The organism is Bacteroidales bacterium (genome assembly GCA_023228145.1).
In the GTDB taxonomy this organism is placed as follows: Bacteria; Bacteroidota; Bacteroidia; order Bacteroidales; family CAIWKO01; genus CAIWKO01.
The window spans coordinates 97,754-120,412 of sequence record JALOBU010000009.1 but is presented as its reverse complement, the minus strand read 5'-3'; the positions used below and the strand labels follow the sequence as shown (position 1 = coordinate 120,412).

At 36.6% G+C, this 22,659-nt stretch carries 15 protein-coding genes; 11 read left to right on the top strand and 4 right to left on the bottom strand.

Annotated features, from left to right (window positions below):
* Positions 1-119: 119 nt before the first annotated feature.
* Both M0R16_06460 and M0R16_06455 read right to left on the bottom strand, forming a co-directional pair.
* Positions 120-1,148: a hypothetical protein gene (locus M0R16_06460; protein ID MCK9612528.1), complete on the bottom strand. Its 1,029-nt coding sequence runs from the start codon at positions 1,146-1,148 to the stop codon at positions 120-122.
* Position 1,149: 1 nt separating this feature from the next.
* Positions 1,150-1,881, bottom strand: coding sequence for a DUF2807 domain-containing protein (locus tag M0R16_06455; GenBank protein ID MCK9612527.1), 732 nt, complete (start codon positions 1,879-1,881; stop codon positions 1,150-1,152).
* Positions 1,882-1,993: 112 nt separating this feature from the next.
* Between M0R16_06455 and M0R16_06450 the strand changes: the two genes are divergently transcribed.
* From M0R16_06450 to M0R16_06435, 4 genes are read left to right on the top strand one after another with little or no spacing between them, the layout of a single operon-like run.
* Positions 1,994-5,593, top strand: a complete 3,600-nt coding sequence (locus M0R16_06450; GenBank protein MCK9612526.1) for a gliding motility-associated C-terminal domain-containing protein — start codon at positions 1,994-1,996, stop codon at positions 5,591-5,593.
* Between the two features lie 55 nt (positions 5,594-5,648).
* Complete coding sequence (gene dapA / locus M0R16_06445; GenBank protein ID MCK9612525.1) at positions 5,649-6,527, top strand: 4-hydroxy-tetrahydrodipicolinate synthase; 879 nt, start codon at positions 5,649-5,651, stop codon at positions 6,525-6,527.
* The gene (locus M0R16_06440) at positions 6,524-7,441 is read left to right on the top strand and encodes a homoserine kinase (protein ID MCK9612524.1); all 918 of its coding nucleotides are present in this window, start codon (positions 6,524-6,526) and stop codon (positions 7,439-7,441) included. Before dapA ends, M0R16_06440 begins: the two co-directional genes overlap by 4 nt.
* Complete coding sequence (locus M0R16_06435; GenBank protein MCK9612523.1) at positions 7,438-8,202, top strand: SDR family oxidoreductase; 765 nt, start codon at positions 7,438-7,440, stop codon at positions 8,200-8,202. Before M0R16_06440 ends, M0R16_06435 begins: the two co-directional genes overlap by 4 nt.
* A gap of 4 nt (positions 8,203-8,206) precedes the next feature.
* Here the strand turns inward: M0R16_06435 and M0R16_06430 are convergent, their stop codons facing one another.
* Both M0R16_06430 and ung read right to left on the bottom strand, forming a co-directional pair.
* Complete coding sequence (locus tag M0R16_06430) at positions 8,207-9,964, bottom strand: BamA/TamA family outer membrane protein (GenBank protein ID MCK9612522.1); 1,758 nt, start codon at positions 9,962-9,964, stop codon at positions 8,207-8,209.
* A gap of 10 nt (positions 9,965-9,974) precedes the next feature.
* A complete protein-coding gene (ung, locus tag M0R16_06425; GenBank protein ID MCK9612521.1) occupies positions 9,975-10,646 on the bottom strand; it encodes a uracil-DNA glycosylase in 672 nt (223 codons plus the stop codon).
* 463 nt (positions 10,647-11,109) lie between these two features.
* Between ung and M0R16_06420 the strand changes: the two genes are divergently transcribed.
* The 7 genes from M0R16_06420 (at position 11,110) to M0R16_06390 (ending at position 22,657) form a co-directional block, all read left to right on the top strand.
* Positions 11,110-11,859 carry a hypothetical protein gene (locus M0R16_06420; protein ID MCK9612520.1) on the top strand — a complete coding sequence of 250 codons (750 nt, stop codon included), beginning with the start codon at positions 11,110-11,112 and terminating at the stop codon, positions 11,857-11,859.
* Between the two features lie 8 nt (positions 11,860-11,867).
* A complete protein-coding gene (gene lipA, locus M0R16_06415) occupies positions 11,868-12,758 on the top strand; it encodes a lipoyl synthase (GenBank protein ID MCK9612519.1) in 891 nt (296 codons plus the stop codon).
* A gap of 214 nt (positions 12,759-12,972) precedes the next feature.
* Positions 12,973-15,840, top strand: a complete 2,868-nt coding sequence (locus tag M0R16_06410; protein MCK9612518.1) for a T9SS type A sorting domain-containing protein — start codon at positions 12,973-12,975, stop codon at positions 15,838-15,840.
* A gap of 66 nt (positions 15,841-15,906) precedes the next feature.
* On the top strand, positions 15,907-18,693 hold the full coding sequence (locus M0R16_06405; protein ID MCK9612517.1) for an Ig-like domain-containing protein: 2,787 nt from the start codon (positions 15,907-15,909) through the stop codon (positions 18,691-18,693).
* Between the two features lie 49 nt (positions 18,694-18,742).
* Complete coding sequence (locus M0R16_06400; protein ID MCK9612516.1) at positions 18,743-19,981, top strand: metallophosphoesterase; 1,239 nt, start codon at positions 18,743-18,745, stop codon at positions 19,979-19,981.
* Between the two features lie 56 nt (positions 19,982-20,037).
* The gene (gene rmuC, locus M0R16_06395; GenBank protein ID MCK9612515.1) at positions 20,038-21,393 is read left to right on the top strand and encodes a DNA recombination protein RmuC; all 1,356 of its coding nucleotides are present in this window, start codon (positions 20,038-20,040) and stop codon (positions 21,391-21,393) included.
* A 10-nt stretch (positions 21,394-21,403) separates the two neighbouring features.
* Positions 21,404-22,657: a GWxTD domain-containing protein gene (locus M0R16_06390; GenBank protein ID MCK9612514.1), complete on the top strand. Its 1,254-nt coding sequence runs from the start codon at positions 21,404-21,406 to the stop codon at positions 22,655-22,657.
* The last annotated feature ends 2 nt before the right edge of the window (positions 22,658-22,659 follow it).

Below are 22,659 nucleotides of genomic sequence, written 5' to 3'. Positions count from 1 at the left end.
GAATACATCCTACAAAAATAAGGTTAGTGCGGTAATACCGCACTAATTTTTTTGCTAATTAGTTTATATTCTGATTCTTAAAAATATGAATTACACAAAAAACAGGGTAGAGTCAGAAGTCAGGAAATAATTCCGCTTATTAAACGGAACGGATTTTTTCTGAGAAAAATGAAACCTGCCAACGAAATGAATAGCAATGGTGTATAAAGAAAGGCACCTTTTTTATAACTGAAAAGAAAGTTGAAAAAAGCCGGATTCATAAAATTGAAAGATTCTTCATTGTAGGTGTCAATAAAAAAAGATCCTGTGCTGATTTTATAAATGAGAGGCTGAAAGGATAAAATCATGAAGATGAAAAAGAAATTTATAAAAATGTATTTGGGATTTTTAAGTGTATATTTCAACGTGTCAAGAAAAACAGATTTTGAGCCAATAACAAATGGAATGGCAAAAATTATAATACCATTTACAGGCCTGACAAGCATTATAAGTCCAAATAGCAAAGCGGAGAATATTAAATAACGGTTTTGCTTTTTTATGGAAAAATATTTTACAGTATATAGAAACATTGAAATCAATGCAAAAGAATAGACATGAGACATGGCCACTTCGCGAATGGTATAATAAAAAAGGTTAGTTCCGAAGACTGCTGCTGTCAGTACAATAATAATTGTGTTTTTTTTTATATGATAAAGTTGGAGCAGTTTGCCAAGAAAAAACAGTCCGATAGCTAGATAACATATTCCTGCAATTTGTATTAAAATTGCATATATTGGCGAATATCCATCGGCAGGAAAACCTTTAAGTTGCGCTATGAGGTGTGCTGTAAGAAAAAATGGTATTTGCAAGAGTGCAGTACCGCAAAAATATTTATTGGTAGTATTGCCATTGTGGTATGCACGATAATCGTAAAAAATCTTTGGGTCTGTGCATCGTTTCATTTCCATTTCTTCAAAAAAACCGTAATTCAGGTCATGGTAAATAAAAATAGCAGGTAGGTAAGCGTAATATCCCTTACCATCTGCAAGAATGATCCATTTTGTTTTATCTCCTCCCCAGTTAATATTCCATGAAATGAACACGATTAATATTGAAATAATAAGCGTGGTTACAATAAGAAACTTTCTTTTTAAAAAAGTAAATTTCATTTTAAAAAGGAATTGCCTGGCCGGTGCCAGTTATATTACCTTGTACTTGTGATGGTGCTCCCGTATAAAAAATATCTCCTGTCCAGCTAATATTGTAAATGAGCAGATTGTCAACATTGATAAAGCAATCTCCGGTGCTTTTTTGAGTTACATAGGTGTAATGGTTTGGTAAGTTTTCAGTATGTATCATTCCTGAACCATTGTAATACAGCTGCAACTCATCGGCCTTACCGCTGATATTAAAGTCGGCAGGCCCTGTATGTATGATTAAAAAACATTTCTTAACATCTAAAGAAGCTTCAATAATACCGGAGCCGTTTTTACATTCAACACGTATGCTGTCATCTTTAAAGATATTGCGAGTAAATATATTTCCGCAACCGTCGTATTCCAGAAACAGCAAAGAAGGCATGCTGACGTAAGCATTTACTTTTGGTTTAAAACTTCTTACCCAGTTGCATGTGTTGTCATTATCCAGATATAAAATTCTATCTTTTACTTCGGAACGTATCAGGGATATCAGATTTTCGCCTGCTTCCAGATAAATGCTGAACAGGCTGTCCTGGGTAAGGTAAAGATTAACATTGTCGCTGACAGATATGCCTGTGAAAGGTTCGGAAAAGCGTTGTTCTGTAATAATATCTCCGGTGCTTTTAAAACAATCAAACCGATTTTCTTTTTTACAGGAGGTAAAAAATAAAAATATAATTAATATTGCCTGTTGAATTTTCATCTGATGTAAAAATACGTTTTTTATGGCAACAAGACAAAACTTGTTTTTTATTTTTTATGAGTGCTTAAGATTTTATTAAATTTGTGCATATAATGATTTTAAAGATATTGTTATGAAAAAAACAATCATACTCCTGCTTCTCATTTGTTTGGGAAGTGAGACATTTTCTTATGCTCAGAGAGGCAAGAACGGTTCATATACAGTTTCTTTAACGAATACAATATTGAATGCTTATACGACCTTGATAAGTGATATTACTGCCGGGGCAACAAGCATCACTGTTGCTAACAATTCACTTTCTCTTTTTTCTACCAACCTTGCTCCTGGCGACCTTATTTTTATCATTCAGATGCAGGGTGCAGCTATTTTTACAGATGAATGGTGGCATGAATACGGATATATAACCGAACTTGGAAATTGCGGAAAATATGAATTTGCTCAGGTTGCATCTGTGGCAGGAGGCCAGACTATTAATCTTACATGCGGGCTTGTTAATAATTATTCGGTAAGCGGAAAAACACAGATAGTCAGAGTGCCGCGCTTCACAACACTGACAATAAATTCAGGGGCAGAACTTACCTGTAATGCATGGAATGGGAGCACCGGAGGTGTTTTGGTAGTGGAAACACTTGGGGATATTATCAATAACGGGGCAGTCAATACATCAGGCAAAGGTTTCCGTGGTGGTGCGGTTTCTCCGCAAACCTCTACCGTTTATACTTACAACGGTTATGCATCTACAAATAATAATTTGGGAGGTCAAAAAGGAGAAGGTATTGCCGACTATGGGGGCTCTGCACAATATGGCAGGGGTGCCCCGGCAAACGGCGGCGGGGGAGGTAATGCGCATAATGCCGGCGGCGGCGGCGGCTGTAATGTTGGGCAGACTTCTGCATGGGTTGACGGAAGCGGCTTCCCTGACACAACAACAAGTTCATCATACATACAGGCATGGGATTTAGAATCTGCCAATTTTCATAAAGTAGTTTCCTATGGTGGTGGCAGAGGCGGATATTCATGGTCATACAAAAACCGTGATGCATTGACGGTTGCCCCCGGTGATGCTCTGTGGGAAGGAGATAACAGGAAAAATTACGGTGGCTTAGGAGGCTGGCCTTTGTTTCCCAACTGGAACGGTTATGAACGCCTTTATTTAGGTGGTGGTGGTGGTGGTGGACATCAGAATGACACCTGGGGCGGCGCAGGAAGCAATGGAGGAGGAATTATTTATGCCATGTGTTATGGAAATATTAGCGGCTCAGGAGAGTTCAATGCAAATGGAATAAACGGGTTGAATTCAACATCGGGAACAGGCTTTTTAGGTTCCAATGGTGCCGATGGAGCTGGCGGCGGTGGCGGTGGCGGCGCAGTAGTTTTAAATTCTGTAGGGCCAATTTCAGGGGTATCAGTTTGGGCATCGGGGGGCAACGGAGGTAATCAGGTAATCAGCACTTACTATAACACCATTCAGTCTCAGGCTCAGGGGCCGGGAGGCGGAGGTGGAGGAGGTTATATCGCCATTTCCAATGGTTCAATATATAAAAATGCAGAAGGCGGGCTGAATGGCACCACAAATTCTTCAGGAGTTTCACCTGAGTTTCCTCCTAATGGAGCTACTAGCGGAAGAAGAGGAGTTGATAATGCCACAGTGGCACACTTTTCTGTCTCAGCATCAGATGTGCTTACCTGCCAGGGAGTACCTGTTACTCTTACTGCAAACATAACCGGTACCCCGCCTTCGGGAACATCATACGGCTGGTATTCTTCAGAATTCGGCGGGACACAATTGTCAAACACAACATCTCTCTATATTAGTAATCCTCAAGCCACAACAACATATTATTTTGGAACCTGCCCAGGTACATACCGCATCCCTGTTGTTTTGACAGTATCACTTGTAAATGCCGATGCAGGTGAAGATGATGGTTTGTGTAACGGGAACAGTGTCACCTTGCATGCATCCCCCGGAATAGCATATACCTGGTCGCCGGCTGACGGGCTTGATGATATTCATTCTCAAAATCCAGTTTGCACAACCAATGTAACAACTCAATATTATGTTACAATTACTAATGCCGATTACTGTACCGGTGTTGATTCCGTTACTATAAGTGTACTTAACGTAATCCCATTCGTAACAAATGATACATCCGTATGTGAAGGTAATGATGTTACATTAACAGCATCAGGTGGAATTTTATACCATTGGAGTACCAATCAGAATTCGCAAAGCATCAATGTATCCCCGTCAGTTACCGAAACCTATTTTGTTACAGTAAGTGTTTTGGGATGTTCAGCCACGGAAGATGTGGTTGTAACAGTGAATGAATTACCTGATGTGGATCTGGGCGATGATACTACATTTTGCGATGGAGCAGTTCTTCTGCTTGATGCCGGAAATCCGGGCTTCGCATTTTTGTGGCAGGATAGCCATGACGGACAGACATATAATGCCGGCAGCAGCGGACTATACTGGGTACAGGTATCAGATATTCATGGCTGCGTTGGAAGGGATTCTATTGATATCACTGTTGAACCCTGGGCGGATGCAACCATTACTCCCCAGCCGCCATTATGCATAAACTGGCTTCCGGTAACCCTTACTGCTGCAGAATCCGGCGGGATATGGAGCGGCACCGGAATAACCGATAACATCAATGGAGTGTTTAACCCTGCCGTTGCATTAGCGGACTCCAATCAGGTAATTTACACATTAGGAGGCCTTTGTGGCGATAGTGACACGATATATATCATTGTAAATTTATTGCCTGTCGTTAATTTGGGAAATGATGCTTCTTATTGTATGGGAGATACTATTAGCCTTGATGCAGGGAATACGGGCGCAACTTATTTATGGAATAATTCTTTTGACGAACAAATTATGGATGTTTATACATCAGGTACTTATTGGGTGGAAGTTACAGATGCCAATTCCTGTGTTGAAAACGATAGCATTATTCTTGCTTTTCTTCCCGTGGCCGATGCTACCATCACTGCGGTTGGCCCAAGTTGTGAAAATATTGGTAATATTGATATGGAAGCAGCCCAGTCAGGTGGTTTATGGAGCGGAAATGGCATGACAAATTCTTCAACGGGAATGTTTAATACCATAAATGCCGGCGTTGGGACTTCTAAAGTTATTTATACCATAAGCGGGCAATGCGGAGATTCCGATACTATTTATATTGTTGTCCTTCCTGCTCAGGATGTTGATGTGGATTTTGCAAATCCCGACTGCCCCAATTTTGACCAGGGGACTATAGAACTCTCAGTAACAGGAGGTACACAACCCTATGATTACGAGTGGAATACTGGAGATACAACATTGCAATTGTCCGGACTTATTGAAGGAAACTATACGGTTACTATAACGGATAGCAATGGATGTGTTATTAGTAGAACCGTCGAATTGATAAATCCAGATGTGGATTGTTATCATCCGGTTTTTTATGTCCCGAATATATTCTCACCCAACGGTGACGGACAAAACGATGTGTTTCGGGTAAGAGGGGAAGGTATTGTTGAACTCAGCCTGGTAGTATTTGACCGCTGGGGCGAAAAAGTTTTTGATACCGGCAATGTAAATGGGGAATGGGATGGAACTTACAAAGGAAAAGACATGCCCAATGGTGTATATTCATACTATGTTGTTGCCAAAATGCAGGATGATTCACAAATTAAGAAAAAAGGGAATGTTACACTGGAGAGGTAGAACAATAATTTTTCAAATTCAAAATACTATTTTAACAAATTTAAATTAATTTATTATGGTAAAAGGAGCTTATACTCTGTTGATTACGCCTTTCAAACAGGATTTATCTCTTGATGAAGAAGGGCTCAAAATGCTTGTTGAACGACAAATAAAATCCGGCATTCATGGCATCGCACCACTGGGCGTTACAGGCGAAAACACCATGATGTCGGATGAGGAAGTGTACCGCGTGATACAAATCATTGCCGAAACTGCTCGTGGCAGGGTGAAACTGGCCCCCGATGCCTGCAGCACCAGTTTGTGGGAAGCCAAAGAACGTGTACAACGCTTTGCCGACCTGGGCGTGGATTATATAGCGGTTTTTACACCTTATTTTGTTCTTCCAAAGCAGGAAGGGCTGATTGACTTTTATGAAAAACTTGCCGATTTCTCTCCGGTGCCTATATTGTTGCACAATGCCCCTGAAAGGACAGGTGTGGACTTATTGCCCGAAACAACAGGACTGCTGGCGAAACATCCAAATATTATCGGAATTAAGGATGGAAATAAAAAATTGGATCACCTCGCTAAAATTATTTACCTTACACGCAATGAGAACTTTTTTGTATTTACCGGCAAAGATACTACTGCATATCCCATCATTTCTTTTGGAGGGGCGGGCACTTTTACAGTTTCCGGAAATGTTATCCCCGAAGTTATGAAAAGTTTGACAGAATTGGCCCTTGAAGGAAAAATGAAAGAAGCCGAAAAAATTCATTTTGAATATTACGAACTGTTCGAGGCCATCCGTTTTGAGTCTAATCCTATGGCAGCAAAAATGGCGCTTAACCTTATGGGTTTGCCGGCCGGTGGACACCGCTCGCCGCTTACTCCTTTGAGCACCGAAAAAACGGAAAAATTGAAAAAAATTATGCAGAAAAACAGACTAATATGAAAAAAATTGTTTTAAGAGGACCTGCAACCACTGCTAATGTGGGTCCTGGCTATGACATTTTTGCCATGACATTAAAAGAACCATATGATAAAATGGTTCTTGAACTTATTAATGATGACAAGATAATAATTGAATTTGATGGTGATAATCAGAATATCCCTGTGAGTATCGAAGATAATACGGCAGGGCTGGCGATTATGGAGTTGAAAAAAAAATATAAACTGAATTTCGGTGTAAAAGTTACCATAACAAAAGGTATGACATCAGGTTGTGGTCTGGGGACAACAGGAGCTTCTGCTGCTTCCGCTATTTATGGCTTAAATAAATTATTAAACCTGAATTTACCCTCTAATGAACTTATTGACCTTGCCCGTATGGGAGAAATAGCTTCAGGGGGCTCGCCGCATGCCGACAATGTTGCTGCCGCATTGCTCGGAGGATTCATTCTTGTTAAAAGTTACAACCCTATTGATGTCATTAAGTTAGATATTCCGGAATTTCCGGTAGTACTGGCAGTGATTAAAAAAAACCAGAGGACAACCAGGGGTTTTATTACTTATGAAATAGGACAGGAAAAGTTAAAAGAACAAATGGCACGCTGCGCCAGGGTAATATGTGCAATTTATACTAAAGATATTGAAGAGTTCGGGAAGGCCATTAGTAAGGATTATATTGCCGAACCGGTGCGCTCAGCAGTTATTACCAATTATCTTGATACGAAAGCTAAAGTGTTATCGGCAGGCGCATATGGTTTTAACATAAGCGGGGGAGGCTCTTCGGTTATATCAGTATGTGAGGAGAAGAAACAGGAAGAAATTGCCAATATCATGGAAAAAGGCCTGAAAGTGAATGATAATTATGTGAAAATCATCAAAACTACCATAAGTTCTACAGGAATCTGTGAGATGTTATGAAAATTGATTTTACAGGAAAAACAGTTTTGATTACCGGTGCTTCACGGGGCATTGGAAGGGAAACTGCAATAAAATTTGCAGACTGTGGGGCAAGGATAGTTATACATTATAATCATAATGCCAATGAAGCATTAAAAACCCATTCGTTACTACACCACGATAATCATATTATTCAAAGGGCCGACCTGAGCGATATTTCACAGATTGATAGTTTTTGCGAAAAAATAATTAGAAAAACCGGCAAAATTGACATCCTGGTAAATAATGCAGGGATATACAAAGAATGCAATATGCTGGAATCAAATTTCACTGACTGGCAAAAACATGTTGATGATATATTAAAGGTAAATCTATTTGCTCCAGCTCATTTAATGCATTTTTTTGGGAAACATATGGCAAAAAAAGGAGGAGGAAAAATTATTAATGTTTCGTCGAGGGGTGCGTTTCGCGGAGAACCTCTTGCCCCGGCTTATGGGTCAAGTAAAGCGGCATTAAATCAATTGAGCCAGTCATTAGCCTGCCTGCTTGCGCCGTCTCATGTTTTTGTTTATGTGGTTGCTCCTGGATTTGTTGAAACCGACATGTCAAAAAATGCTTTGAAAGGAGAAAAGGGTATGGAAATAAAAAAACAAAGTCCTCTGAACCGTATAGCAAAACCTGAGGAAGTTGCTCATGCTATTTTATTGCTTGCTTCGGACAATACCGATTTTATGACCGGAGCCATACTCGATGTAAATGGAGCTTCATATTTGAGGAGCTGAAACTCTAAAATGTATTTGCAAAGCCAAAATGAATTTTTGATTGCTTGAATGCAATAGGTTGCCCAAACTGGCTGCCAAGTGCATAATACAGTGTGAATATCCCGATTTTTGTATCAAATGCCACACCTGCCCCAAAACCATAAGGAATATCATGTGTGAAATTATTATGAGTGTTTTTTTCATAATAAGCGGCATTCCCGAATATGGCTACAAAGGAATTTCTTTCAAATAAATACCTTATTTCTAAAATTAATGTATTATAATAAGATGCACTTATTGACTCTTCATCAAAGCCGCGCAGCGAATTCAGTCCACCCAGCCTGAAAAGCTCGTTTTCAAAAATCTGTTTATTGATAATATAACCATTATCGCTCCCAATTAATAAAGTGGTTTTTTTAAACAGCGGAATAAAAATGGAACCATTAAGTGAAATTTTAAACTGACTGGTCTTCAATTGGATGCTATCATAAACAAAGCTGTTGATAGATGAATTTTTTTTAATTTTTTTTGTCCCCGCCGCAAAGGAAGTGTTAATTCTATATCCTTTTAATGGATTTAGCCGGTAGTCATATTGTTCTTTTAAAAATTCAATCCCGTAAAGACTGGAAGAAATATCTGCATAATCAGGCAACACAGTGATGGCTTCCAAGCCTTTTACATTCAGAAGGTCAGAGCTGTATATATCTGCATAAGCTTTGATGTATGTATTTCCCCGGAAGAAATACTGCAAGCCTATGTTATGGTTCAGTGTCAGATAAGTTGTGTCCTGTTTGTAAAGCGCGAATTTATAATTTATTCCCAGAGGCGTTGAAAAAAGATATGGGTAAGCAAGGTTAACCTTTAAATCCTGTGTACCTTTTGAAATACTTCTCCAGTTAAGGTCTATCAATTCACCCCGGTTGAAGGCGCTTAACAATGTTAATTTTAATTCACCATTGATGAGAATTTTGCCGGATACCTGATTATTCGGTAAAATACCTATTACACCATAAAAACGGCTCACTTTCTTCTTATCAATGTATAAAAATATTTTTGCATTTTTTTCAGTAAACATAACCTCAGAAGGCTTAATTTCATTGATAAAAGCAAGGTCATGCAACTTAGGACTTATATTGACAATTAATGATTCGTCGTAAAGATTGCCTTCTTTAATGCCCAGGTAATTTTTCAGATATGATTTGGCAAGTTTGCTGTTCCCTTTTATAATGATGCTGTCAATGGTTATTTTGTTGTTTTTTTGAAAATTTATGGATGCATCAACTTTGTTTTCAAAAATAGTAATACTGTCAAGTTGAAATGAAGCAAAGGGATAACCATTGTTTTCGCAGTATTGAAGAAGCTCTTCTGACATTCTTACTATTTGTTCGTACTTGAAAGGTTTCCCGGAAAAATTATGCTCTTTAAAATTGATAACATTGATAAGATATCTGTCTAGATTTCCTTTTTTTAAGGTTACATAATAATACTTTTTCCCTGTGCTTATATAAGCTTTATAATTCAGAGAATCTGAAAAAGTACTATCTATGCGCGCGGACAAATATCCCTGGCTATGCAAATTTGCAAGTATGTTGTTAACTGCCATTGAAGCTCCTTCATTAGTGGGGTATGTTTTATCAACATGAATCTTTTTAATGTTGAATTCAGAACTGTCGTTTTTTATGATGTTTAAACTGATTTTTTTTTGAGCATCCAGAGAGACAGGATGAAAAAGTATCAACAACAAGGTGTATAAGATATAATTATGAAAAAATTTTCTGGTCATTTTAATAAGCTCATTCAATAGCCCAGTTAATTTCGGATATACCTTGGTCGCGAAGTATATCATTGGTTTTGGAAAAGTGTTTACACCCAAAAAATCCATTATACGCTGAATAAGGCGAGGGGTGAGCTGCTGTCAGTATGTGATGCTTTTCCTTGTCAATAAGCGGCTCCTTACTTTGTGCAAATTTCCCCCATAACAAAAAGACAATTCTTTCCCTTTCTTCTGATAGTTTTTTAATGACAGCATCTGTAAAAATTTGCCATCCAAAGTCCTGGTGGGAGTTAGGTGTGTTGGCTCTTACCGTAAGCGATGCATTTAACAATAGAACTCCCTGATTTGCCCATTTTTCAAGATTCCCTGATTTAGGTATGGGTATCCCTAAATCGTTATGAAGTTCTTTGAAAATATTTTCAAGCGAAGGAGGTTTTTTTATTCCTTCAGATACAGAAAAGCACAGCCCATTTGCCTGCCCGAAACCATGATAGGGGTCTTGTCCTATAATGACTGCCTTTACATTTTGAAACGGAGTGTGGTTAAAAGCTGAAAAAATAAAGGCCCCGGAAGGGTAAACCATATATTTCTTTTTTTCTTCTACCAGGAGTGATTTGAGTTGGAGAAAATATTCTGCGATAAACTCATCTTTTAAAATATTCTTCCAGCTTTCTTCTATAACAGGGTTAATTTCAGCCATAATATAATTTTAACGTAAAAATAACGTTATTAATCTATAAATTGACATTGTTTAACACAAAATTGTTAATAAGTTTTTATGTGTTGTAAAACAACAACTTGAATAAAGTTATTAATTTTGCAGAAGCTTAAATAAAAAGTGAATTTTTATGAAAAAATTTGTTTTAATATTTTTTATAGTGTTTGGTTTTATTTTAGCAATTTCTTCGTGTAAAACAACGGAACGTTGTGATGCTTATAAATCCCACCAGAGCCACTCAAAATACTGAAACATGAAAAAAATAGTATCTATAATAATTTTAGTTGTTATCGTTGCAGTTTTTATAGCCTCTTGCGGCACCAGGGAACTTTGTCCTGCTTATAGTAAAGTTGTAAAAAAATCAGTTACAGCCCGGCAAGTTTAACACCATTTTTAATAATAATTATTTTTAACTTTGTGCAATGCATTTTTCCAAATGAATTGTTTTGTGAAAATATTGCCATTGCTTCTAACGATGTGCATCAGTGATTTGATTTTCGCGCAGTCAGAATCAAATATTGATAAAAAAATACTTTATCGTAAGGAGCAATCAGGATTTATCATGGTTCATTCTGGCGGTTTTGGCCTTGGATACAGACAAGGAAAGCATAAAACATATTTCAGGAAAATTATGTGGGAAATTGAAGCATTGAATATTAAGCATCCGAAAGAAATTAAAATGTCATCTTATTATGAAAATTCAAGAAGCTTTTTTTATGGAAAGTTAAATCATTTTTATGTTTTTCGTGGTGGTTTTGGACAGCAGCATATCCTAAATGGGAAACCTTACTGGGGAGGCATTGAGGTAAGGTTATTTTATTACGGAGGATTGGATCTGGGGTTTACAAAGCCAATATACCTGTATATTGTAAAATTTGATGAACAAACCGGCGAGTCTTACTTGTCTCTTGAGCGTTTCGACCCAAATATTCACTATATTACAGATATTTATGGGCGAGGCTCCTTTTTTAAAGGATTTAATAAAATTGGGTTTTATCCGGGTATCTATGCGAAAATAGGATTAAGTTTTGAGTATGGTGCTGATGACAGATTTGTTAAGACATTGGAATGCGGAGTGTTTATGGATGCTTTTTATAGAAGCATTCCCATTATGGCAACACAAAAAAACCAATTCTTTTTTGCAAATGTTTATCTAAGCCTGCATCTGGGTAAGAGAAAAAATTAAACTGAATTATGAAAACTAAAAACCCTGCACAAAATAGGGCTGAAGAAAGAAAACCCGACTGGTTGAAAATAAAACTTCCCCAGGCAGAACATTATTCGTATATTAAAAATTATCTTTCGGAATATAACCTGCATACCATTTGCGAAAGCGGTAAATGTCCAAATATTGCAGAATGCTGGTCTGCAAAAACTGCCACATTTATGATTCTTGGAGACAGTTGTACACGCAATTGCAAATTCTGTGCAGTATCTCATGGCAACATGAAACCTCCCGATGAAGACGAACCTTTTAAAATTGCTGAAGCTATTGCTAAAATCGGCTTGTGGCATTGCGTATTAACTTCAGTTACCCGCGATGATTTAACTGATGGGGGTGCCCAAATTTGGTATGATACCATTACTGCCATTAAGAAATATAGCAAAAATACTACTATTGAAGCTCTTATTCCTGATTTTAAAGGGAGTGAAGATAGTCTTGAAATGGTTATTCACGCAAAACCAGAAATCATTTCGCATAATCTGGAAACAGTGGAAAGACTTTCGCCTGCGATAAGATATAATGCCAATTATAGGCGCAGCCTTCAGGTATTAAAATACATTGATAAAGCTGGTGTTACGAGCAAATCAGGTATAATGGTCGGGCTGGGGGAAAAGGAAAATGAAATTTATGCCGTCATGGATGATTTGTTGTCTGTAAATTGTAAAATAATTACTATCGGACAATATCTCCAACCGGCAAGACAAAATCATAGTGTACTAAAGTATTATACGCCCGAAGAATTTTTTAAATTTAAAAAGATTGCCATGGAAAAAGGATTTAAAAATGCAGAATGCGGCCCCATGATCAGATCTTCTTATCATGCACAAAATCATATTTCAATTAACCGGAAACTGATGTAATCTTACCTTTCTCTGATTTAAAGGTTCTATTTGCCAACAAAATATTATATTTGAACATTCTTTTTTGTAAAGTGATACTTGAATTTTATAAAAGTATTTGGCTGGTAAGTAAAAAAGCTGTATCTTGTGCCGTTTTTTTATTAATATATTATATTAAAATCATAAGTAACTAATATTAAATAAAATATAAAATAAATAAAATTTAATTTTAATTATGAAAAGCAAAAATCTACTAATTAGTTCAGGAATTCTAGTTGTTGTTGCTGTAATTTTTGTATTGTCAGTAATCAGTGGAAATTCCGAAAGAAAGTATAACCCAAAAAAATCTCAGATTTATCAGGAATATGCGGGGGCAGCCAAATGGCTTGCTTCTATCAAAAATGATCCACTTACAGGTGAATTAAATATTATTGATGTATTAAATGCCCAGAAAGAAATAGCCCAGTTGACAAACAGCAAAGCCATTGGTTTGCAATGGGATGAACTTGGCCCGAATAATGTGGGCGGAAGAACCAGAGCGATATTGGTAGATAAAGACAACAGCAATGTTTTATATGCAGGCGGAGTTGCCGGCGGTTTGTTTAAAACCGAAACGGGAGGCACGTCATGGATACCATTGCCCGGCTTACCGGATGTAAATATTTGCTGTATTGCACAAAGCCCCATTACAGGATATCTTTATGTTGGCACGGGTGAATATTTCGCAAATGTTGACGGAATTTCAGGTACCCCGGGATTTCTTGGAAGCGGACTTTATGAGTCAACGGATGGCGGCAATTCCTGGGCAATATTTAATGGAGCAAAACCAACAAGCACGAATAATACAGGTTTAGATTGGTCATTTGTTAATGATATCGTTGTTGACCCTGTCAGCGGAAGGATTTATGCCGGCACTTATAAAGGTTTAAGATATTGGGACACAAATTCTTCTCAATGGGTAAATCCCGTCTATGCTCCTAATGGAACAACAATATTGACAGGAGTTTGTACTGCTCTGGCTATTGGTTCCGACCAAACCATTGCAGCTGTTGTAGGCAATAAAGTATATATTTCTTCAGAGGGTTCCAACAGTGGCAATCCTCATACCTTTGTTGACAGAACCCCTCCGGAAATTGGTACTTCTAGAAGAATTGAAATTGATATTGCTCCCTCAAATCCAAATTACATTTATGCAGTAGTAGCAAATGCTATTGGGTCGCTTAAAGGAGTTTACAGGTCAATAGATAAAGGGCAAAACTGGGAACAGATTGCCCCGGGGGGTTCTCCTGCTTTTAATTTATTCGGAGATAATAGTCAGGGTACTTATGATAATGTTGTAACCGTTCATCCAACCAACCCTGATAAAATCTTTATGGGCGGTATTGTAGTTTGGGAATGGCATTATGGAGGCAATGTTACTCAGGTTACTATCGGCTCCGAACAATACGATTGCCATGTGGATATGCACGCCATTGTTTTTGATAAAAGAAATCCGAATATCTTTTACCTTGGCTCCGATGGAGGAATTGCTAAAACTACAGACGGAGGCTATACTTTTCAGCACATAAATAGAAATTACAGTATTACCCAGTTTTATGCGCTTGCACATAACGGGACAACAGGTATTATGGGCGGTACTCAAGACAACAGCAATCCTTATGTTAGCGGCACTGGTTTTGACACAAAAAAAGGTATGGTATTATATAGCGGTGACGGTGGATGGGCAGCTTTTTCTTTAATAAACCCCGATGCATTCTTTGGAACTTCTCAATATGCAGGCATCTGGCGCTCGCCCGACAGAGGAGCAACTTATCAGCAGGCTTCTAACTTGCAATTTATGAGTACATTCATGATAGGCTCATATGTGCCGGGTGAAAATGCAGGCCCCTTTATTACTCCTATGTTACACTGGGAAAGCTTTAATAATTCATACAGCCCCGATTATACATGGTATGTGGATACCCTCAAACATGTTATCGGAGATAATATTGTTGTTAAAAGCCAAAATGATTTTTATCCTTTTAATTATATTATTACACCAGAAGATTTTTATTATTCTAATGTTACCGATACTCTTTTCCCTGGGGATACACTGTATGTTAAAGATATTATTACATCCCACTTTTTTGTTGGTACAGCAAATGGTGTATGGATGACAAAAAAAGCGCTTCATTTTGGAATAACTCCACAGTGGTTTAATATTGCAAATATTGCAAATCCGCACACATTTACGATATCAAAATGCGGAAACTATTTGTTTGTTGGAACTGTTGGAGGAAAATTATACAGGATTTCAAACATACTTGCAATTACAGATTCTTTAAGCGCTACTTATAACAGCCCATATTCCGTATTAGAGTTTAGAGAAATTGAGTCATTTGCACAGGCAGTAACAAGCATTGCTGTTGACCCAAACAATCCAAACAGGGTTTTAGCAACATTGGGAAATTATGGAAGAACAAAGTATATATATTATAGCAGCAATGCATTGGATTATGACCCGACTTTTGAAGCAAAACAAGGCACAACAGCCGGCAAAAAACTCCCAGCCATGCCGGTTTACAGTTGTATTTTTGAAATGAGCAATCCAAAGATGGTTATTATCGGGACAGAATACGGCATGTATGCCACACAGGATATTACTAAATCAGAGGCACTTATTGAATGGACAGAAGAAAATAATGGTATGCCAAGAGTACCGGTATTTATGATAAGGCAACAGGTATATAATTATCCCGGAGTTACAAATTATGGAGCAATATATGTCGCCACTCACGGTCGTGGATTTTATGGAAATTTCGAATATTTAGGAATAAATAACAACAATAAGCCAAGCGTTGCATCAGCTGGCAAGCTAAATATTTATCCAAATCCAGCAACAGATTATATTAATATTGGGTTTTCACTTAATGTTAATTCAGGGCTTACCATAAATATTTATGATTTGAAAGGAAAACTTGTGAAAACACAGAATATATATAATAAACCAAGCGGATATCATACTGAAAAATTAAACTGCAGCGAGTTGTCAAAAGGTTCATATATAATTCAGTTAGTACATGGCAATGAATACAAAAGCGGTAAATTCTTAATTGTAAGGTAAACGGAGTTTAAAAAATAAATTTGAGTTGTAATTAAAATTTTAATAAATAATAAAAAAATAAAAGTTATGAAAAAATTTTTATGTGGAATAGTATTACTTATATGGGGTATAAGCGTTTATGGATTTCCTTACAATATTTTTAATGCACACCAAAACAAACTGTATGTAACTTCAAAAAACATTATTTTTTCTCATTTACCCGCCTTATTGGCTGAGCCAACAGCATCAGATGATAATTGCTTGGTTACAGAAGATGTTGTTTTTAATGGAGATGTTTCGCTTAATGATGTTCCCAGTTTAGATGGAGGTAATATTTGGAGTATTATCAATGGGCCATTGCATGGTGCATTAGTATTAGATACAACAGGAGTTTTTACCTATACACCGGATTTAAATTTTTTCGGAACAGATTCGATGACATATAAGCTTTGCGATATTGACGGGGACTGCGATACTGCAACAGTTTATTTTACTGTAGCTGGCACAAATGACAAACCGGTAGCGGTTAATGATACTTTTTATGTTGATGAAGACAATGTCCTGATTGATAATGTTCTGACAAATGATATGGATGCAGACGGAGATACCATGGAAATAACAGGTTTTGATGTGAACCTAACCGCTTATCTGCCCGGCGATACTGCTACTATGTCAGGAATCGGAGAGATTATGGTTGATACAAACGGAGGTTTTGTTTTTACTCCGGTAGAAAATTGGAACGGCGTAGTACCTTCAATAACATATTATTTGACTGATGGGAACCTTCAATTGGATACAGCTAATTTAGAAATCACTGTTGATTCAATTAATGATGCTCCGCTTACAATTAATGAAAATTATATTACTAATGAAGACACAGCTGTGAGTGGAGATGTTTTAGCCAATGCAGATATAGATATTGTTGAGGGAACAGCACTAACTGCAAGTACTGTTCCTGTCAGCGGACCGATTCATGGCTCAATTGTTATTAACACGGATGGGACTTTTACTTATACTCCTGCCCCGGATTTTTTTGGTACGGACACAGTGATAATTGCTATTTGTGATAATGGTTTACCTTTGCCCCCTGCATGTTCAGATGATACGGTCTTTATTGATGTCTTACCCATTAATGATATGCCATATAGTAATGACGATAATGCATACACAAATCCGAATTCAAGTGTAACGATTCACGTTTTGTATAACGACACCTTTGGAGGCGATGGCCCATGTGCCTGCGCATTGGTTTCAACTAACGGTGCACATGGAGTTACTAGTATCAACAATAATGGCACACCCACAAACCCTGCTGATGATAAGATAGTTTATACTCCGTCATCAACAACGTATCTTGGCTCTGACAGCTTTACTTATACCATTCAGGATTTAGATGGAGAAACATCAACATCCACCGTATTTGTCGATATTACACCGATGTATGCACCTACATTATCTGCTCCGGCAAATGGAGCAGTAAACCAGATGCCAAACGTATTGCTCGATTGGACATCAGTTCCTATGGGACTCTCATACAAAGTACAAATAAGTAATGATAGTTTGTTTACAAATCCTGTTTATTATTCAACATCTTTTTCAGCAACCAATGCCGTATTGTTAAAGTTTAACACAAAATATTACTGGAGAGTAAAAGCTTTTAGTGAAAGCGATTCATCAGGCTGGTCTGATATAAGAAAATTTACAACCATACAAAAAGTTAAAATCATTAAACCAACTGATAGTGCTAAAAATCAGTATGTAAAAATGAATTTTAAGTGGAATGCAATATCTGGATTAGCAAATTACGAGTATGAAATGGATACCACCCTTGCATTCTCAAGCCCATTCTATGTTGGCAGCCTTATTGCCGCTAACAAAACCGAAAGTAACTCAAAACAACTGGGTTTTGGAGAACATTATTATCTCAGAATGAGGGCACTTCACGCTGCCGATACCAGCGACTGGTCAGATGCCTTAAATGTCTGGACAATTGATACAGTTTTGCTGAAGAAACCTGCGGACGATACTATTAAAAAATCACCTGTTTGTAAACTTGAATGGAAATGGACAGGCTCGAATTTCTATCAATATGCATTATCTGTTGACACATTGTTTACATCACCAATGTATTTCACTGTAGATACTTTAAGTACAATTTATACCGCAGGTACAGATACCATAATAAGAACATTCACCGACACATTACTATTTGGACAGAAATATTTCTGGAAAGTCAGGGCATATAATCATCTGGATACATCTAAATGGAGTGAAATCAGAAGGTTTACAACTATAGATGTTGTTTCGCTGATATCACCGGCTAATAATGATACAAGCATCAGTATTACTCCGGCTTTTTCCTGGACTAAAGTTGGAGATATCGGGGCATACAATCTGGAAATTGACACAAGTAATGCCTTCTCTAATCCAAGATATTACACAATTCTGGATAGCCTTACATCATATACTATACCGGGAACAGAACCACTTAATTATTTTCAATCATATTATTGGAGAATGAGGGCAATTACTTCTTTAGACTCAACGGATTGGTCGGCTCCATTTAAATTTACTACAGCTAAAAATACAGCAAGTATTAATGATTATGAAAATGCTACCATAACTTATAACATTTATCCCAATCCATCATCAACAGGCCAGATATACATTCAGGTCGGGTCTTCACATGAATCGGATATTATAATTTCTGTAATCAACCTGGTGGGACAGGAAATATTTAGTGAAACTATGAAAATGTCAGAAGGAAATAATATTTATACACTAAACCTTAGCTCCCACATTGACGGTATATATTTTATAAGAATAAATATCAATGGGGATATTAAAACACATAAAATTATTATCAGTAAATAATTTTATTGTTAATTTTGAAAAGCAGTTGCCTTAAGTAACTGCTTTTTTTATGAACTTCATAATACGCATAATTACCGTAACAATTGTTGTAATTGTTTCGGATATATATTTTTTTCGTGCAATTAAGGCGCTTTTTGTAAAAGATAATCTTAAACAAAAACGCCTTAAAATTATTCTCATAATCATGACGCTGATATTTGCTGCCTTTGAAGCATCGTGGTTTTTGATTATTGGTTATCCAGGGGACGATCCGATTAAATACAGGCAGCTTTACATGTTGTTAAACATTTTTATTCTTCTATATTTACCCAAATCAGCGATGGCGGTTCCAATAATTATTTACGACTTATTCAGATTTATTACTTTATTGTTTAGAAAAACAGACGCAACAGGATTTAAATTGAGAAGAAGTTTGTGGATATATATTTTAAGCCTTTTCGTGTTTACCGTGGCTTTAGCTTTTTGTATTCATGGGTTTACTTATGGTAAAACAAATATTAAACTAAAAAATATCAATCTAAATTATTCCGGCTTACCAGAAGAATTTAACGGCTTTAAAATTATCCAGATTTCGGATTTGCATCTTGGCAGTTATAAGGATACGTGTTTTATCAGCAAAGCAACCAGAATTATAAAAGATTTATCGCCCGATATGCTTTTAATGACCGGCGATATGATTAATGTTTCGGATGTGGAAACAGAAAATTATGTAAACATTTTTTCTGATTTAAAATTTCCTTATGGTAAATTTTGCATTCTTGGGAATCATGATATTGGTGATTATTTTAAACTTCGGGAGATTAATAATCAGGCTGAAATAACAAACAAACTTGTTGAAGCCGAAAAAAAAATGGGCTTTGTCGTATTGATAGATTCGGCATGTTATATTAAAAAAGGTAAAGATTCTATTGCCTTGGCGGGTGTAAATAATATAGGAAACTACCCTTTTAAACGTACAGGGGATTTAAATAAAGCATTAAGTTATACAAAAAATAATGATTTTGTTATTTTAATGTCACATGACCCGAATCATTGGAAAGATGAAGTTTCCGGGGGAACAAATATTTCGCTCACACTGTCGGGGCATACTCATGCAATGCAGTTGGCATGTGTAACGGATATGTTTAAATTCAGTCCGAGCAGATTTATTTTTAAATATTGGTATGGTTCATACACTTATGGGGAACAAGTGTTGTATGTAAATCCGGGTCTGGGCTATAGTGGTTTTTCAGCACGAATAGGTGTAAAACCGGAAATTACAATAATAACCTTGAATAAAAAGGGCTGAAATTTATTCGGTGTTTTTTAAAAAAGAATTAACTAAATTTACAAAAAAAAGTTTCTATGCTTCCAATAGTATTGTCTGTGATTGTTGCATTAGTTTCCGGTGCATTTATCGTATGGTTTTTTTATCAGAAAAGAGTTACATCACTAAACCAAAAGCTAGCTATAACAGAAAAACAACTTATTGAAAAAACAGCAGAGGTTGAAACAGTTAAAAAAATAGCCGAAGAAAAAAACAATGATTTTCAGAATAACATAAATTCTCTTAGCCAGCATTTGGCTGCCGAAAGGGAACGTGTCAATCATCTTATTGCCGAAACCGCAACTCTTAAACAAGAAAAATCTTCTCTGATTGAGAAACTTGATGTTCAGAAAAAAGAAGTTGGTGAAATACGAGAAAGGTTTCTTACCGAGTTTGAGAACCTCGCTACAAAAATACTTAAACAAAATACAGTTGAATTTTCTGAAACAAATAAAAAGAAAATTGAGGATGTCTTAACCCCACTAAAAGATAAATTGCTTGGTTTTGAAAAACAGGTGGCGGAAACATATGAAAAAAGCCTCAAAGACCAAACAGACCTGAAAGCTGAATTGAAAAAACTTCACGAACTTAATAATCATATTGTTCAGGAAGCACATAACTTGACAAGAGCTATAAAAGGCGACGTGAAACAACAGGGCAACTGGGGAGAACTGGTTTTGGAAAAAATCCTTGAGAGTTCCGGATTGATTAAAGGGGAAGAATATGAAACTCAATATACCCTGAGAAACGAAGAAGGCGATATGTTAAGGCCCGATGTAATTGTGAAATTGCCTGACAACAAACACATTATTATTGATTCAAAAGTATCCCTGATAGCTTACGAACAATTGGTTAATACCGACGATGTTAAAGAAAAAGAACATTATGCAGGCATGCATGTAGATTCTATCAGAACTCATATTAAAAAACTTAGTGAAAAGAATTATTACCATGCAAAAAATATGAACTCCCCTGAATTCGTTTTGATGTTTCTCCCCATCGAATCCTCATTTAGTATTGCTGTTCAAAATGATGTGGAGCTGTTTAATTTTGCATGGGAAAGAAAAGTTGTTATTGTCAGCCCGTCCACATTACTGGCAACGCTGCGCACTATTGAATCTATCTGGAAGCGTGAAAAACAAACACAAAATGCAATTGCCATTGCCAAAGAAGGAGGGAACCTGTATGATAAATTTGCCGGGCTTGTTGAAGACTTAAAAAAACTCGGGCAACAACTTGATACAGTGCGAAACACTTATGAACAGGCAAATAAAAAGCTCTACGAAGGGAAAGGTAGCCTGATAAAGAAAGTTGAAAACCTGAAAATACTGGGAGCAAAAGGTTCGAAAAAATTGCCAGAGGTGTCAGATAGCGAAAATGATAATGATGATTAATTGAACAATTATGAAATATAAAATATTTTCAGTTGTTTTTGTTTTTTCTTTATGGCTTTATTGTGGTTGTTATAACCCATCAAAGATGAACTTTACAAATATTTCATCAAACTATCAGAATCAGGCCAGACTTTTAAATATTAGTTTTTGTGCGTTCAATATTAACCAAGATTCAACACGTATTTATTATTCATTAAACCCAGCAGGTTTGTTATTTCAGAAAGATGTGAAAAATGAATATTATTTTGCTCAATTTCAGGTTAAATATGAGTTGTTTAATGTGAAAGAAACAAAAAAAATCGTTGACTCTGCTTCATTTATTATTACCGATAGTACACATTATAAATATGAAAAAAATATTATAGATAGCTTTAATGTATTCACCCGGTTTCCTAGCGATTATATACTTGCACTTACTATAACAGATTTAAATAAAAAATACACTTCAACAAATTATTTAAATATTTTAAAAAGCAGCAATCTGGGCAGAAATAGCTTTATTGTAAGAGATAAAAATAATTCTCCTTTAATGAGTAACTGTGTTAGAAGTAATCAACAATTTTTTATTGAAATGAATGGGCAACAAGTTTACAAACTTTATGTGAAGTATTTTAGCCGCGAGTTTTTGCCTGCCGAACCACCTTTTACTATTGTGAGCTCAAAATCTGAAGTATTAAGACCTGATACCATCTTTACAATTGATATAAACAACGAGAAATCAAACCTGATGACTTTGACCAAACCCGGTATATATCACTTTCAGGCAGATACAAGCAAGAAGGAAGGCTTTACTCTTTTTCATTTTTACGAAGATTTTCCCTTGATAACTAACGCTGAGCAAATGCTCTACCCATTGAAGTATATAACAACAAAGAATGAATTCAACGACCTTTTAATGATGAAAAATATTAAGTCAACTATTGATGCTTTTTGGTTAGAAAAAGCGGGAAATGCTGAAAGAGCCAGAGAGATGATTAAAGTTTACTACAATAGGGTTCAGGATGCTAACAGGTTTTTTACTTCTTATACCGAAGGTTGGAAAACCGATAGAGGTATTATTTATGTCGTTTTTGGCCCTCCTTATAGTGTTTACCGTTCCCCATTTAATGAAACATGGAATTATGGCGAAGACCGCAACATTTTTTCAATGACAATGGATTTTAATAAAACAGATAACCCTTATACTGATAACGATTATACACTGAGCAGAAGTCCTGAATATAAAGATGTCTGGTATAGCGCTGTCGAATCATGGAGGAGATGAAA